The sequence below is a fragment of the Pontibacter sp. LHS2 genome (genome assembly GCF_058932845.1).
The window spans coordinates 217,790-233,483 of sequence record NZ_JBZYWG010000004.1 but is presented as its reverse complement, the minus strand read 5'-3'; the positions used below and the strand labels follow the sequence as shown (position 1 = coordinate 233,483).

Annotated in this window: 14 protein-coding genes; 8 read left to right on the top strand and 6 right to left on the bottom strand. The window is 50.0% G+C overall.

Features of this window, described 5'->3' with window-relative positions; translation table 11 throughout:
• Nucleotides 1–36: 36 nt before the first annotated feature.
• The 5 genes from AC5FX6_RS18910 (at nucleotide 37) to AC5FX6_RS18890 (ending at nucleotide 6,893) form a co-directional block, all read left to right on the top strand.
• Nucleotides 37–2,970 carry a DEAD/DEAH box helicase gene (locus AC5FX6_RS18910; protein ID WP_493598527.1) on the top strand — a complete coding sequence of 978 codons (2,934 nt, stop codon included), beginning with the start codon at nucleotides 37–39 and terminating at the stop codon, nucleotides 2,968–2,970.
• Between the two features lie 457 nt (nucleotides 2,971–3,427).
• Nucleotides 3,428–3,868, top strand: coding sequence for an SRPBCC family protein (locus tag AC5FX6_RS18905; protein ID WP_493598526.1), 441 nt, complete (start codon nucleotides 3,428–3,430; stop codon nucleotides 3,866–3,868).
• 73 nt (nucleotides 3,869–3,941) lie between these two features.
• On the top strand, nucleotides 3,942–5,438 hold the full coding sequence (crtD, locus tag AC5FX6_RS18900) for a 1-hydroxycarotenoid 3,4-desaturase CrtD (RefSeq protein ID WP_493598525.1): 1,497 nt from the start codon (nucleotides 3,942–3,944) through the stop codon (nucleotides 5,436–5,438).
• Nucleotides 5,431–6,114 carry a carotenoid biosynthesis protein gene (locus tag AC5FX6_RS18895; protein WP_493598524.1) on the top strand — a complete coding sequence of 228 codons (684 nt, stop codon included), beginning with the start codon at nucleotides 5,431–5,433 and terminating at the stop codon, nucleotides 6,112–6,114. Before crtD ends, AC5FX6_RS18895 begins: the two co-directional genes overlap by 8 nt.
• 170 nt (nucleotides 6,115–6,284) lie before the next feature.
• Nucleotides 6,285–6,893 carry a TetR/AcrR family transcriptional regulator gene (locus AC5FX6_RS18890; RefSeq protein ID WP_493598523.1) on the top strand — a complete coding sequence of 203 codons (609 nt, stop codon included), beginning with the start codon at nucleotides 6,285–6,287 and terminating at the stop codon, nucleotides 6,891–6,893.
• 83 nt (nucleotides 6,894–6,976) lie between these two features.
• On the opposite strand, the gene AC5FX6_RS18885 is transcribed toward AC5FX6_RS18890, so the two are convergent.
• The 3 genes from AC5FX6_RS18885 to AC5FX6_RS18875 all read right to left on the bottom strand — a co-directional run bounded on the left by AC5FX6_RS18885 (nucleotide 6,977) and on the right by AC5FX6_RS18875 (nucleotide 8,308).
• Nucleotides 6,977–7,219 carry a DUF6952 family protein gene (locus AC5FX6_RS18885; RefSeq protein ID WP_007659864.1) on the bottom strand — a complete coding sequence of 81 codons (243 nt, stop codon included), beginning with the start codon at nucleotides 7,217–7,219 and terminating at the stop codon, nucleotides 6,977–6,979.
• A 3-nt stretch (nucleotides 7,220–7,222) separates the two neighbouring features.
• The gene (locus AC5FX6_RS18880; protein WP_493598522.1) at nucleotides 7,223–7,543 is read right to left on the bottom strand and encodes a thioredoxin family protein; all 321 of its coding nucleotides are present in this window, start codon (nucleotides 7,541–7,543) and stop codon (nucleotides 7,223–7,225) included.
• Nucleotides 7,544–7,690: 147 nt separating this feature from the next.
• On the bottom strand, nucleotides 7,691–8,308 hold the full coding sequence (locus AC5FX6_RS18875) for a Tll0287-like domain-containing protein (RefSeq protein WP_493598521.1): 618 nt from the start codon (nucleotides 8,306–8,308) through the stop codon (nucleotides 7,691–7,693).
• A gap of 192 nt (nucleotides 8,309–8,500) precedes the next feature.
• Between AC5FX6_RS18875 and prfA the strand changes: the two genes are divergently transcribed.
• The 3 genes from prfA to AC5FX6_RS18860 all read left to right on the top strand — a co-directional run bounded on the left by prfA (nucleotide 8,501) and on the right by AC5FX6_RS18860 (nucleotide 11,786).
• Nucleotides 8,501–9,577: a peptide chain release factor 1 gene (prfA, locus tag AC5FX6_RS18870; RefSeq protein WP_493598520.1), complete on the top strand. Its 1,077-nt coding sequence runs from the start codon at nucleotides 8,501–8,503 to the stop codon at nucleotides 9,575–9,577.
• 200 nt (nucleotides 9,578–9,777) lie between these two features.
• Nucleotides 9,778–11,148, top strand: a complete 1,371-nt coding sequence (locus tag AC5FX6_RS18865; protein ID WP_493598519.1) for a hypothetical protein — start codon at nucleotides 9,778–9,780, stop codon at nucleotides 11,146–11,148.
• 212 nt (nucleotides 11,149–11,360) lie between these two features.
• Nucleotides 11,361–11,786, top strand: a complete 426-nt coding sequence (locus AC5FX6_RS18860; protein WP_493598518.1) for a secondary thiamine-phosphate synthase enzyme YjbQ — start codon at nucleotides 11,361–11,363, stop codon at nucleotides 11,784–11,786.
• Between the two features lie 14 nt (nucleotides 11,787–11,800).
• On the opposite strand, the gene AC5FX6_RS18855 is transcribed toward AC5FX6_RS18860, so the two are convergent.
• The 3 genes from AC5FX6_RS18855 to gpmI form a co-directional block, all read right to left on the bottom strand.
• Nucleotides 11,801–13,294, bottom strand: coding sequence for a M43 family zinc metalloprotease (locus tag AC5FX6_RS18855; protein ID WP_493598517.1), 1,494 nt, complete (start codon nucleotides 13,292–13,294; stop codon nucleotides 11,801–11,803).
• Between the two features lie 137 nt (nucleotides 13,295–13,431).
• On the bottom strand, nucleotides 13,432–14,007 hold the full coding sequence (locus tag AC5FX6_RS18850) for a hypothetical protein (RefSeq protein WP_493598516.1): 576 nt from the start codon (nucleotides 14,005–14,007) through the stop codon (nucleotides 13,432–13,434).
• A 1-nt stretch (nucleotide 14,008) separates the two neighbouring features.
• Entirely contained in the window at nucleotides 14,009–15,541 is a 1,533-nt protein-coding gene (gene gpmI / locus AC5FX6_RS18845) for a 2,3-bisphosphoglycerate-independent phosphoglycerate mutase (protein WP_493598515.1), read from the bottom strand.
• Between the last annotated feature and the right edge of the window lie 153 nt (nucleotides 15,542–15,694).

Below are 15,694 nucleotides of genomic sequence, written 5' to 3'. Positions count from 1 at the left end.
TTGGGAGTAAATTTGAAGTCCTAAAATTGTACTTGTATGAAAGTATACACCACACAGCCGTTTCAGGTAATATATTCGTTGTTTGAACACGAATACCTGGGATACCTGTTCGAATCTTTTGTGGTGCAGATTAATAGCAAGGGGCAGCTGACTTTACAGCACCAGAATATTTCTGCCAAAAACGCCGACGAATTTTCCGCTCGCCTTGACGCGAAAGACTTTAAACTGATTGCCCTGATCGACCAAATCCAGCAGGACGCAGTATTGAAGAAGTTCTCTCCAAAGAAACTCTCCCCTATTGATTTCTTCTTGAAGGTATACGACCCTGAGAAAGGCGATAAAAGCACGCAGGAGGCGATCAGCCACTACATTCAGGTGCGTATGGGTAAGATCCTGGAAATGCTCGAAGACCGCCGCACGTTTATAATGGGCAAAGACGGTGACCCTGCTTGGAAAGAGATTCAGGTGGCGGCCGACAAGGCAACAGTGCGCTTTCACTTGCACCGAAACGAAGATAACACCCACTACTACCCTACCATTAAATACAAAGGGGAGCGACTTAATTTCCAATATCGCAATGCGGCTCTCATCTGTTACGAACCAGCTTGGCTGATGCTGGATGGTGTGGTATACAGTTTCGAGAACGGGATTGACGGTAAGAAGCTTCAACCCTTCCTAAATAAGAAGTTTATTCTGATTCCGCGATCTGTGGAGGAAAACTACTACCGTAAGTTTGTGACCTCGCTGGTAGAGTCCTTTGACGTGAAACCAAACGGGTTTGAGATCAAACCGCAGGAATTCAGACCAAAGCCGCACCTGAACTTCTCCGAGATCAAATCGGCTGAGGTATCGGCGCTGCTGAGTAACGGAGGCAGCGAGGCCAGCAAAGCAGATAAGGCAGCAGCTGCCGACAAAATCCTGTTCAACCTCTCGTTCAGGTATGGCGACCACCTGGTAGAAGCCCAGGATGCCAAGCGCATCAGTGTGAGCATGGAGAAGACAGAGGATTCCTACATTTTCCATAAGCTGATACGCGATGCTGTGCACGAAAAGCAGTATGTGAAAGAACTGACCAAGCGTGAACTGGAAGTGAAGAACGGGCAGGCTGTGCTGGACAAGAGCGCAGCTTTCTCCTGGCTCAATAATAACCTGCAGGCGCTGGAGGAGCTCGGGTTCACGGTAGAGCAGTCTGAGAAAAGCGGCAAGAACTACTTCATAGGTGAGATCTCTGTGAATGTAGGTATAACCGAAAACAACGACTGGTTCGATATCTACGGTACCGTGCGCTTCGGCGAGTTCGAAATTCCTTTTATCAGGCTTAAAAACCACATACTGACTCGCAACAACGAATACCTGTTGCCAAACGGGCAGGTGGCCATTATACCGGAGGAGTGGTTTACGCAGTACATAGAGCTGTTCGCCTTTTCGGAAGGAGAGCACCAGCTTACGCTGCGCAAGCATCATATGGCGCTGGTAAACGACCTGCAGAATGGCAACCTGGCCCAGGTAACCATGACACGCAAGCTGGAGAAGCTGCGCGAGTTCGATACCATTGAAGATAAGCCGTTGCCGGCAGGTTTCCTGGGTGAGTTGCGCCCTTACCAGAAGGCAGGTTACAACTGGCTGCACTTTGTAAAAGACTTCAAGTTTGGAGGCTGTCTGGCTGACGACATGGGCCTGGGCAAGACAGTGCAGACACTGGCGATGCTGCAGCACCGCAAGGAGAACGGGGCCGAGTCAGCTTCGCTCTTGGTTATGCCGACATCGCTCATTTATAACTGGATGAACGAGGCGCAGAAATTTACTCCGGAACTGCGCATCCTTACTTATACCGGAACTTACCGTGACAAGAACGTAGAGCAGTTCAAAAACTATGACCTGGTTCTGACCTCCTACGGCATTGTGCGCCTGGATACGGAGCTGCTCAAGACTTATTACTTTGACTACATCATACTGGACGAGTCGCAGGCGATCAAAAACCCTGATTCCAATACCTCGAAAGCAGTTCGTTCGCTCAAATCGCGTCACCGCCTGATCCTGACAGGTACGCCGGTTGAGAACAGCACCATGGATCTTTGGTCACAGATGTCGTTTATCAATCCGGGTTTGCTAGGTAATCAGCATTTCTTCCGCAACGAGTTCCTGAAGCCGATCGAGAAGGAGAAAGACGAACACAAGACGCGCCGATTGCATGCGTTGATCAAGCCGTTTATACTGCGCAGGCACAAGTCGCAGGTGGCCCGTGAACTGCCGCCTAAGATCGAGCATACTACTTTCTGCAAGATGACAGAAGAGCAGGAGCATGCCTACGAAGAAACCAAGTCCTACTATCGTAACAAGATCCTGACCAGTCTGGAAGAAAACGGACCGGGCAACACGCAATTCATGCTCTTACAGGGTCTGATGAAACTCCGCCAGATAGCCAACCACCCTTCCATGACCGACCCAAGTTATGAGGGCGAGTCTGGTAAGCTGAAAGAGGTAATGCGCATGACTAAGAGCATTGTGGCAAAAGGTCACAAGGTGCTTATATTCAGTCAGTTCGTAAAGCACTTGGAGATTATCCGACAGGCTCTAAACGAGAAAGAGATCACCTATGCTTACCTGGACGGCAATACCAAGAACCGTCAGCAGCAAGTAGAGCTTTTCCAAAATGATACCAGCATACAGGTTTTCCTGATTTCTCTGAAAGCCGGTGGTGTAGGTCTCAACCTGACAGCCGCTGACTATGTGTTCATCCTGGATCCGTGGTGGAACCCAGCTGTGGAGGCGCAGGCTGTGGACCGGGCTCACCGCATCGGGCAGCAAAACAAGGTGTTTACTTACAAGTTCATCACCAAAGATACCGTTGAGGAAAAAATCCTGGCGCTGCAGAACCGTAAGATTCAACTCGTAACTGACCTGATCAGCACCGACGAGAACATCATCAAGAGCCTGACAAAAGAGGATATTGACAATCTGTTGAGTTAAAGGCTAATCGGTGGTTCGATAGCGAATGATTATACCAAAGCCGCAGCATGTTGAGTGCTGCGGCTTTTTTTGTGGATACGGCGCGAGGCAGGTATAACCTTATAGTTTATGTATGGTTAATAGATGTAGCTTTTAGGTATAAGGGCAGGTACGGCTATATTAACAGGTATAACAAAGGAGAGGCTATACCTGTTAGGACCTCGCAGTACGCCATAATCGATAAACTATGGTTGTGTAAGTATAACTAATAGCGTGCAGCAACATTAGGCTTCAAACATGGTTAAGAAAGCAGGTATAGACAATTAAAGTATAGCCCTGTTATCATTATACCTTAGGCTTGCTTGTGTCATATTCCATAATTTTTGGTAGGTATAATATGGGCCTATTGCAAAGCAGCAGGCCGGATGTATACTTCATCAAAAGATTTAATCATTACCAGTTTAACAACTAAGTATACATGCGCCTTCACCTGAGAACCATTGTGCAGCAAGATTATCTGAGTGTTTTCAAGGCCTTTAATGAGCAGCTGTTCCGGAAGCTGGCTCCGCCCTACCCACGACTAAAGCTGTTGCGGTTTGATGGCAGTGCACCGGGCGATATAATGGAGGTGGAACTGCAGACAGGTATAAAGTCTTTCCGCTGGACTAGCCTGATCACAGAGCAGGAGGTGACGGATGCAGCGGCTTGGTTTGTGGATGAAGGCCAGGAGGTCCCCCCTCCTTTGCGCAGCTGGCGTCACAAGCACCTGGTTACGAAGCACGGCAATGGAGCTGTCATCCACGACATCATAGACTACAGCACGGGGTATAAAATGCTGGACCTCATGCTATACCCTATGATGCTGGCGGCTTTTGGTATGCGGAAGCCAATTTATAAGAAAGTGTTCAGCGGAGTTTGAGCAACAATCCCAAAACTTTTGCCACCGTCAATCAGTTAAGTGCAGGAAAGAAATAATCTGCTTAAATTAGGGTATGACGAAAGCGGCCATCATTGGTTCAGGTATAGGGGGCATTGCCACAGCCATCAGGCTGGCGGTGAAAGGCTATGATGTGACGGTGTTTGAAGCCAACGCTTCCTTTGGTGGCAAGATGCACCAGTTCGACCTGCAGGGCTATCGCTTCGATGCTGGTCCTTCGCTTTTCACATTACCGCACCTGGTGGATGAGCTCTTCACACTGGCTGGCCGCAACCCTTCTGACTACTTCACCTATACCCGCCTTGACCCGATTACGCATTACTTCTGGCCTGATGGCAGCCGCTTGAGAGCCTACGCCGATGCCGAGGCGTTTGCTAGTGAGGCGGAACAGCAACTGGGCGTAAAGGCGCAGGATGTACAGGATGTGCTGGCCAAGAGCGCCCGGCTTTACAAGGGCACGGCTAATACGTTTTTGCACAAGTCGCTTCACAAAGCCAGTACCTACCTGAGCGCCGATGTGCTAAAAGCGCTGGGATGCCTATCGGATCTGGGTCTGACGACGACAATGCACGATGCCAATGCCAGGTTGTTTGATGACCCGCGCTTTGTGCAGCTGCTCGACCGCTTTGCCACTTACAATGGCTCCGATCCTTACCAGGCTCCAGGCACACTCAACCTCATTCCGCATTTGGAGCATAACATTGGCGCTTTTTACCCGAAAGGCGGTATTTATAGTATTGCAGCCAGTCTGGTAAAGCTGGCAGAGGAGCTGGGCGTAGCATTCAGGTATAACGAACGTGCAGAGCGGATTATCACGCACAACGGCAGCGCAACAGGTATAGAGACCACCTTGGGTAGGTATAGCGCCGAGATTGTCGTAAGTAATATGGATATAGTGCCGACTTACCGCCGCTTACTGCCTGACCAACCTGCACCAGAGCAGACCCTGCAGCAGCCACGCTCCAGCTCTGCGCTCATCTATTATTGGGGTATAGCCCGCGAATTTCCGGAGCTTCACCTGCACAACATCTTTTTCAGTCAGGACTACAAGCAGGAGTTCGAACACATCTTCCGGCATAAGACCATCAGCCCCGACCCGACGGTGTATGTGAATATCACCTCCAAAATGGAAAAGAGTGATGCTCCTGCCGGCGGTGAGAACTGGTTTGTGATGGTAAACGTGCCGCATCACCAGGGGCAGGACTGGAAACAGCTCATCAATACTACCCGCCAAGCTGTGATCGATAAATTAAGCCGCATGCTCCAAACCGACCTGCGGGAGGCAATCGCCTGCGAACAGGTGTTGGACCCACTGCTGATCGAGCAGCAGACGTCTTCATTTGCGGGGGCGCTCTACGGCAGCAGCTCCAACAACCGCATGGCAGCCTTTATGCGGCACCCAAATTTCAGTTCTAAGCTAAAGGGACTCTACTTTTGCGGAGGCAGCGTACACCCAGGCGGCGGTATACCTCTTTGTCTGCTTTCTGCCCGTATAGTGGGGAACCTAGTGCCTGTCGTAACATCAGTTAATAAATCAAAGCAGCATGCCTGATACCATACACCCATACCAACCGGCTATACCTTTGCTTCAGCGCTTTAGACCTTATGCATTTGCTGTGGCGCTGGGAGTGGTGGCTATATTTCATGCCGTGGGTTTCTGGGGACTTCTTTTTAGCGGTGAGCCTGAGAAATTTCAGCGGCTCACACCCATGAACCTGCTCCTCACGAACTTTTTACTCTTCTCGTTCCACAAGCGCTGGAATATGGCATTTCTGCTTTTTGCGGTGGTGATCATGCTGGCTGGTTACTTTGCAGAGGTCCTGGGCGTGCACACTGGACTGCTATTTGGGGATTATGCTTATGGCGAAGCTCTAGGTTTCCAGTTGCTAGATGTGCCGCTGCTGATCGGGCTTAACTGGCTGATGCTCGTCTACACGACGGGGCATTTGGTTAACATGATGGATACGCATTGGTTAATCAAAGCGGTAGTAGCTGCGCTGCTCATGGTTGGGCTTGATTTTTTTCTGGAACCGGTGGCTGTAGCTTTCGACTTCTGGAACTGGCAGGGAGGGCATATCCCGTGGACGAACTTTGCTGGGTGGCTCGGGCTAGCTTTTCTGTTTCAGGTATATTTTCAGAAAGCCCCGATCTATAAGCAGAACCGCCTGGCGCCATACGTATACCTGGTGCAAGCTGTGTTCTTCATAAGTATCTGGACCTTACTATAAAACTTATGCTCCCCGATGTCTAAGCAGCTTGCAAGGCGCATTGTATAGTGTTACATTTGCATGCTTTTAGCTAAGCTTAAAAAACAAATTTAAAATATACATCAAGCTTCTAACTTCGTAATGGGTATAGACTTGTATCCATACATGGGCTCGATGACCTTCTTTATTTCATGACATTTTTAGAAACCATATTAGGTGAGCTCCTCCAGATCTTCAAACGAGAAGGTATAGAGGCGAATTCGGACGCAGATCTGATCAGGAAACTTGATATCCGGCAGTCAACTTTTCAGGAGTTGTTTGCGGGCCGCGACGATATGGTAAAGCAGGTAACCCTCTACGATATTGAAGTGCAAAACAGGAAGCAACAGGCTATGCTGGCAAAGGCAGCCAACCCTGTTGAAGAGATTATGTGCCTACTGGTGGACGGTATACGGACTATACGCGATATAAATCCGATTTACATTGCCGATATGCAAAAATACCCGGGAGCCTGGCAGCTGAGTATGCAGAATGCGGTTGATAACAACCAGCACGTAAACTCTGAAATTCTGAACAGGGGAATCATGCAAGGTTTTTTTCGCAAGGACATTAACCTGCAACTGGTGACCAAGATCATCATTGAGCAATTCTTTATGATGCTCAACCCTGTGTCATTCCCGCCAGAGAAATACGACTTGTCCGAAGTATTCCGTAGCGTCTATCTTTATTATGTGCGCGGAATATGCACTGATAAGGGCGGAAAGCTGGCAGAGGAGTATTTCGCTAAGAACAAGATGTAAGCAGCACCAATACGCTAAAAGCAGTAGGCCCCGAAACATATCGCTTCGGGGCCTACTGCTTTTATTGAGTTATCATGCTAAGCTTAGCTGATAGAAACGCGCACCTTCTTTGTGTATTCACGCAGTGCCGTCTTAAAGTCGACGCCATTGTCATTCATATAATTCAGGATCCAGGCAGCGGCTATCACGTGTGTCAGCTGTTCGCCTTCGTCGTCACCTTCTACCTCTATGGCAAGCGGCTGTTCCTCCATCAGCGCCTCTTCGGCTGCCGTCAGGTTTTCCAGCGACTCGGTTTCTACCAATTTCTTAATTGCGGGTATCTTCATTTCTTAAACAGTCAGTTTGTTGATCAGATCACGTACAGCCTCTTCCTTGCTGGCAGCCACGGTGTCTACCAGTTTACCGCTTTTGAATACAGCAAAGAAAGGCAGATTGGTTACGCCAGCCAGTTTGCGTGCCTCTGGGCTTGTCTCGGCATTCACATCCACGAAAGCGACATTGGCAAAGGCCTCATCGTCTGACATGCGCTTGAATTTAGGCGAAAACAGACGGCAGCTGCCGCACCAGTCAGCATAGTATTTCACTACCACGTTCTGGTTTGAGTTGAGTACGTTATTGAAATCGTTATCGGTTGCTACAATTACAGCCATGTTATTCTTTTTATAAGATTAAACATCAGATCAGGTATAGCCTAATCATACTAGGTGCAAAGTTAAAAGTTTCAGACCAAACATGCAGTGACGTTTGTCATCTTAGCACGGTCATTTGGGCCAAGAACAGCAACAGTAGCGAAATGTTTAGCGTGGACGGCGGCTTTTCTTAGGTTGATCGTTGAGGAAAGCAACCAGGTCCATCTTGTCAAAAGTGAGTTCCCACATGCCCATCAGATCACCTTTCTTATAGCCGGTGGCCTGGTCCTGCGGGTACCTGGATTTGATGAGGGCATAATCGGTTTCGCTTATTTCCTGCCCCACGGTGCCGTGGCAGTTGAGGCAGCTTTCATCCCGCAGATAGATCGGAGCGGTATAGCGGAGCTCGTTCTGATTCAGTGCTTCAACTTTTGACTGCCGCTCCTGTCCACTGCTATACCCGGCTAATACTTGGGCAGTCGCACCCTTGGGTTGGTTTTGCGGGTTGCGGGGCCGTTCGCTGAAGCGACGGGAGATGGCACCAAACTTATCTTGCAAAGTCTCTACCTCCTCATAGTTCTCAGGCTGGCAATAAGGTATAGCGGCCTCTACTCCTCCTTGTGCAAGGTGCTCGGCCAGGCGCTGCTCATGAAGGCGCTGCGCCACCACTACAATGGAGTCCCCATGCTTCAGGGCGGCATTGAGGATGTCCTGCTGTGTTAGCCGCTTGATTTTATGGCGTTCGAGTTCCTGGGCGATTTCCTTTCCACCCTCTATTGGTTTCACTTTCACGTCGCAGCCTGAAACTATAAAGACTGTGGCAAGGGTTATAGTAGCGAGCAAAGAACGGACATTGAACATCTTTCGAAACAAATTTGTAGTAGGTAAATAAGTAATATAACAGCTGCAACCCGCACTTATGTTTTATTACTTCAGCGCCAATTTAGTATCTTTGCAGCTTAAAACCATAACAGAGCAATGTTAGATAAATTAGAAGCCATTAATCACCGGTTTGAAGAGGTAAGCCAGTTGCTTATCCAGCCTGATGTGGCCAGCGACATGAAGAAATTCAAAGCGCTGAATAAAGAATATAAGGACCTTGACAAAATAGTAGTAGAGTATAAGAAGTACCTCAACATCCTGAGCAACATCGACAGCGCCAAGCAGGTGATCGCAACGGAAAAGGACGAGGACTTCCGTGAAATGGCAAAAGAGGAACTGGATGAACTACTTCCACAGCGTGAGCAAATGGAAGAGTTGCTGAAAGAACTGCTGATACCGAAAGACCCGAACGACAGCAAGGACATCATCATGGAGATCCGTGCCGGTGCCGGTGGCGACGAAGCGTCTATCTTTGCCGGTGACCTGTACCGCATGTATATCCGCTTCGCGGAGAAGATGGGCTGGCGCACCGAACTGATCGATGCCACAGAAGGCACGTCGGGCGGTTACAAAGAAATTATCGTGGGGATGTCCGGTGAGGACGTGTATGGCAAGCTCAAATTTGAGTCGGGCGTACACCGTGTGCAGCGTGTACCTGCTACCGAAACACAGGGCCGTATCCATACCTCTGTTGCCTCAGTCGTAGTACTGCCGGAAGTAGAGGAATTTGATATTGACCTTGATATGAACGACATCCGCAAGGACCTGTTCTGTTCTTCAGGCCCGGGCGGTCAGTCCGTAAACACGACTTACTCAGCCGTTCGTCTGACGCACTTACCAACTGGTTTGGTGGCGCAGTGCCAGGACCAGAAGTCGCAGCTCAAGAACTTTGACAAAGCACTTGCTGTGTTGCGGTCGCGTATTTACGAGCAGGAACTTGCCAAGAAGCTAGAGGCTGAAGGTGCCCAGCGTAAGAGTATGGTAGGTAGCGGTGATCGCTCTGACAAGATCCGTACCTACAACTACCCGCAGGGTCGCGTAACGGATCACCGTATCGGGTATACCGTTTACAACCTGCCTAGCGTCATGGATGGCGGTATCGAAGATTTCGTGGAAGAGCTGCGTATAGCAGAAAACTCTGAGCGTCTGAAAGAAGGTGCTACCGCAGAGTAATCTGTTTGTATAAGATATATTTAGGAATGTGGTGCAGCCGAAAGCTGCGCTGCATTCCTTTTTTTATTTTTATACCTATCTTGCTACTAGCTGTATCATTAATTTACTTTCACGGTATACCTGTGAAGCTTAAGTAAAACAGAAGTTAATACCCTATTTTGATACTTGCCTAAAAGAGACAACCGCTTAACTGGAACGCCTTGAAATACCTGCTTGCCATACTGCCTCTGCTGTTCCTGCTCTCGATGGTGGGTTGTGAACCGAAGGAAGAGATCGTAACAAATGACCCTGGTGCGATGCTGCGCTTTTCGGCAGATACCGTGCTGTTTGATACAGTGTTTGTGACGCAGGGCAGCGTGACGCGTCGATTCAAGGTATACAACCCTCAAAAAAAGGCTGTACGTATTAGCAGTATTAGTCTGGGTGGGGCTAACACTTCACCTTACAAGCTGATTATCAACGGGCAGCAAACTCCGATTGCAAACAACCTGGAGTTACGCGGGCAGGACAGCCTTTATATTCTGGTGCGTGTGAACATCAATCCGGCTGATCAGAACCAGCCCTTCCTGGTAGCAGATTCTATACTGTTTCACACAAACGGAAACCGACAGAACGTAAAGCTCGTGGCCTACGGACAGGATGCTGTATTCCATCAGAAAGAGGTAATCGGGAACACTACTTGGTCGGCAGGCAAACCACATGTGCTGCTTGACACGGTGCTATTGCGTGAAGGAGCCATCTTGACCATCGAAAAAGGGGCACGCATATTTGCCACAAACAAAGCCGTGTTACTGATCAACGGAACACTACAGGTAGATGGCACGCCAGAGGAGCGGGTCAGTTTTTCAGGTATACGTCGTGAGCCGGCCTATGTCAATGCACCTGGCCAATGGGAAGGTATACGCATCCTGACAGGTAGCCAGAACAACACCATCCGCTATGCCGACATCCGCAACACGATACGCGGCCTGCGGATCGGCAACCCCGGCAAAAATGGCACCTTAGTAGAAGGGTGCGCCATACAGTATGCCTTTCTGGATGGCATCGTGGCTTTCACGTCGGATGTAAAGGTGGTGAATACGCTGATCCATAACTGCGGGCAGTACAGCTTTGGAGGCTTGGGCGGTGGTAATTATGAGGTGTTGTACTCTACGATCGTCAACTACCAGAACCAGATGCAGCGCGAGACACCGGCCTTTGTAATAGCCGACTTTATACCTGGCACTGATATCCGTAACCAACCGACACAGCTGCGACTGGTCAACAGCATTGTGTCCAGCGACGGCTCAAGCTATGCAAACGAGGTGCTGTTAGAGGGCGATATAACCGCTGATATATCCAACAACATCCTTCGCACTGAAGCTTACAAAAATACGCTCAACATAAACGGCAACCTGCTCAACATCGACCCTAAGTTCAAAGACGTGCGCAAGCAAAATTTCAGCCTCGACACTCTCTCTCCTGCCAGCAGCGCTGCGCTGCCTTTGCCAGGTATAGGCAAGGACTTCAAAGGTATAAACCGCAGCGCAACCAAACCCGACATTGGCGCTTTCGAGCGAACTATTGATTGAGGAGGCTATAGATTTCTGAGTAAGCGAATAGGTGACGGAGTAAATTGACTTGTTCTGCAGCAATTAATGAAGAGGCGGGCTTTTGATATCTAAACTTACCTGGATAGTATATTCGCGTATGAATCTTAGCGATCGGCTCATTCAAAAAGTCATCTAAAAAGTGATCACTATTCGCTCCATCACTCATCCACTCATTCAAAAATAAAAAATCCATGTGGTTTCAAAAAGAGATACGCTTGCCAGCCGTGAAACGCGGGTTTCATTTGATTACCGACCTGCTTACGGCACAGTTGCCTGAGCTGGAGAATTATAAAGTGGGTCTGGCGCACATCTTTATCAAGCATACCTCTGCCAGCCTCTGCATTAACGAAGACGCCGACCCCACCGTGCGGCAGGATTTTGAGAGTCACTTCAATCACATGGTGCCTGAAAACGCTCCTTACTACCGCCACACCATGGAAGGCCCCGACGATATGCCGGCGCACCTCAAGGCTGCTTTGCTGGGGAGTTCTGTTACAGTGCCGATCGCTGACGGGGAACTTAATATGGGTACGTGGCAGGGGGTATACCTGTGCGAGCACCGCAACCACGCCTCAAAGCGCACGGTTGTCGTTACATTGCAGGGCGAAGGATACTAAGGTATAGCTGACTGCTACTTTACAATACTTACTTTGGTGACAGTGATGCCGTTAGTGCTGGTCGTACGCAGGAGGTACATGCCGGCTGGCAGTTGTTGCACATTCAGCCTGATCACCCGGTCTTCTACCTGTTCACGCAGCATCACCTGTCCGTGACGATTCATGAGTTCTACTACCTGAATCTGCTGACGGGCTGCCTGCTCGAGTACAATATAGTCTTTCGCCGGATTCGGGTATACTTTCACATTGTCTGACGTCACATAGATGAAGTCTTCCTTAGTGAGCGTATGGCTGGAGTTTTCGTTCGAAACAGTGAGGGTAACTCGATACTTACCCGGTCGGTCGTACTTCACAGTTGGGTTCTGCGCTGTAGAAGAAGCTGGTGTGCCGCCCTCAAATTTCCACTGCCACTGTGTAGGTCTGAAACCAGCGAATGAGCCCAGGAACTGCACCTGGTCGCCGGGAGCCAACAGCGTGTCCTGAGGCTCAGCGGTGCTGAAACGGGAGCGTAACTCACCGGAACAAGCCGTGGACTCAAACATATAACTACGGGCTGACAGGAGTATGCCTTGCATGTAGGCAGCCTGGCCCTTCGTGAACAGGCTCATGCAGGCGTCATCGGAGTAGTCCATGTAATTCTGCCACATGTTACCGTAGGGGCCATTGTCACAGGATAGCTCGATCCCACTCGGACAGCCATCAGTCTGCGTGAGTTGGTTGGGTGTGTCGTCAATGTCATCGGAGTCGTTACAGGTCATCCCATTCCCCCAGATGTGCTTTAGGCCCAGCCAATGTCCTACTTCATGTGTAGCGGTTCGCCCCTGGTTATAGGCCCACAGACTGTTGTTAAACGGAGCCGCTCCTACTGTGCGATAGTGCAGCACCACCCCGTCGCGATCAGGTGATACGTCAGGCGACGAAGCATAACCGATGCTGCTGGTGCCCAGGTTTCCTATCCAGATGTTCAGATACCGTCTGGTATCCCAGGCATCGAGGCCTCCATTAGCGGAAGACTTGATCAGGTCAGAAAAGTAGTTGAAGCTTTCTTTCGTAGTCTGTGTGCGGGTGATGCCTGAAGTTGGGTTTCCGCTTGGATCTACTATTGCGAGGCAAAACTCAATGCGGGTGTCAGCTGCGAAAGGTTGGAAGTAAGCCGGGGTATTGGTTGTGTCAGCGTTGAGGCGACGGAAGTCCTCATTGAGCACGGCAAGTTGAGAGAGCACCTGCGCATCGCTGATATTTTCGCCACCGGTCTTGTACACGACATGAAACACCACAGGTATGGTGATAGTGGCTTGCTGCATGGCCTGACCAAGAGGGCGCTGGCGCATGAGTTGCTGCACTGCCTTTCGTGTTTTTAGGCTTCGCTCCTCAAAGCCCGGGTCCTCCCGCTTTAAAGTCTCCAGGTATGCGTCCGTGCTGCAGCTACGACCTTGACCAGCCGTTTGCGCGAATGCCAAACGGGTGAAGGTAAGGGCGAACAAGAGAGCTAAGGTAAAAGTACGCATACACACAGGTAAAACAGGCAACTAATGGCTACAAGCACATCTAAAGTGCATGGCTTGAGCAGCTTAGTAGAGCAATATACGCAAATTAACCCTTAAATTGGAAATCAGGCAGAAGGAAGCTCCCAGGATATACCTGCTTATAGGTTGGCGTCGATACGATATCGGAGAGAATCTCCTAAAATGAGCTTTTGCACGCCTTCAACCCGGTATCCTGTGAGATTGCCGGTACCAGACTCGGCGGTCAGGCTGATGTTGCGTTTCGAGTAGAACAGCATATTTTCTTCCAGTACCACTGCTTCTAATCGCTCCAGCTTCTGGAAAGGCGATACTGTAAGCTCCAGGCGCTCGACTGGGGCGGCGGCTTCGGCGTCTTTTATGAAGATGCTCACCGTGCTGCCATTAGGCAAGGTCTGCCGCTCCTCCCTATAAAAATCACGCAAGGCAGGACGACTCAGATCAACTTCCTGAAAAATGGCTAGCTCTTTCTCCCAGTCCACTTCGTTCATTTGTGTCGTTTCGGTCTTCTCCCCTTTGGTAGCGACAGACTTGAGCACCGGTGGTTTCTCCTGCTGCAGGCGTGCTGTCTGCTCGTTTAGATAGCCTGTCAGGTCGTAGGCAGGCACTGTGCCTTCTGCAAGCGGCTGGGAGGGCCGCTCACAAGCTGTGACGCCCCACAGCAGGGCAAATAGTCCAATGATGCGAAGTCTGCTCAACTTAAAGTGCTTTCTGAAGAAGTGATTCGCCTGTCATTTCCAGAGGTTGCTCTATCCCCATCAGGTCCAGTATGGTTGGGGCCATGTCGCCCAGTTTACCTGGTTTTAGAGTGCCTTTGTAGTCATTGCTCACCAGTACGCAAGGTACCAGGTTGGTGGTGTGGGCCGTGTTTGGCGTACCGTCCGGATTGATCATGAAGTCAGCATTGCCATGGTCTGCTATCACAATGACGTCATAATTGCTTTCTAAAGCTGCATTGATGACGGCCTCGGCGCAGCGGTCTACCGCTTCGCAGGCTTTCACAGCGGCCTCAAACACACCGGTATGGCCTACCATGTCCGGGTTGGCAAAGTTAAGACAAATGAAGTCGGCTGTTTTCTGCTGAAGCTCCGGTACAATCGCATCTCGGATCTCATAGGCGCTCATCTCAGGCTGGAGGTCATAAGTGGCCACCTTTGGTGATGGGCACAGCAGACGCTTTTCGCCGTCAAATGGTAGCTCGCGGCCACCTGAGAAGAAGAAGGTAACGTGCGGGTATTTTTCTGTCTCAGCAATGCGAATCTGCTTGCGGCCAGCTTTGGCCACCACTTCGCCGAGGGTATTGTTCAGGTTGTCTTTCTCGAAAATAGCATCCACGCCTACGAAGGTCTCATCATAGTTGGTCATGGTGATGTACTGCAGATTGAGCTTGTGCATGTTCTGCTCCGGGAAGTCCTGCTGCGTCAGTGCCTGCGTGATCTCCCGTCCACGGTCCGTGCGGAAATTAAAGCAGATCACTACATCACCGTCCTTGATGGTGGCGATTGGCTGCTGCTCGTTATTTACCTTGATAATAGGCTGAATAAACTCGTCGGTAACGCCTGCATTGTAAGAGTCCAGCACCGACTTGATCAGGTTCTGTGATGGAGAGCCCTTTCCATGCACCATAAGGTCGTAAGCCAGTTTCACACGTTCCCAGCGGTTGTCGCGGTCCATAGCGTAATAGCGCCCGATCACGGAGGCGATAGTGCCTGTTGTGTTCTCGAGGTGCTGCTCCAGTTCGTTGATATACTTCACGCCTCCCTTGGGGTCTGTGTCACGGCCATCCATAAAAGCGTGGATGTATACCTTGTCCAGACCGTAGTCGAAAGCAGTGGTGCAGAGTGCCTTAAGGTGCTCTATATGAGAGTGAACACCGCCGTCGGATAGCAGACCGATCAGGTGCACGTCTTTCTTGTTTTCTTTGGCAAAGGTATACGCACCCGCCAGGGCCGGCATAGCGCCGAGTTTATGCTCCGCAACAGATTTGTTGATGCGCACCAGGTCCTGGTATACCACCCGGCCAGCGCCCAGGTTCATATGGCCAACCTCAGAGTTGCCCATTTGTCCCTCCGGTAGCCCTACTGCCTCGCCTGAAGCTTGCAGCGTGGTATGCTGGTAAGTTTGAATGATGTGATCGTAAAAGGGCGTGTGCGCCTTATGAATAGCTGAAACCTCTGGGTTGGTGGCGATTCCCCAACCATCCAGAATCATGAGCATTACCTTTTTATCCATAGTGCAAATATAAGATAATCTGTGGTGCCTTATGGCTTATATGGTCGATTTATGCTTTGGCTATGGGAAGCCTGCGCATAAATGCTTAAATTGTAGCTGATGCCAGGAATAAAGAGCCGATTAAGGTCGCTTAATCCAGCGCTGTAGCTATTG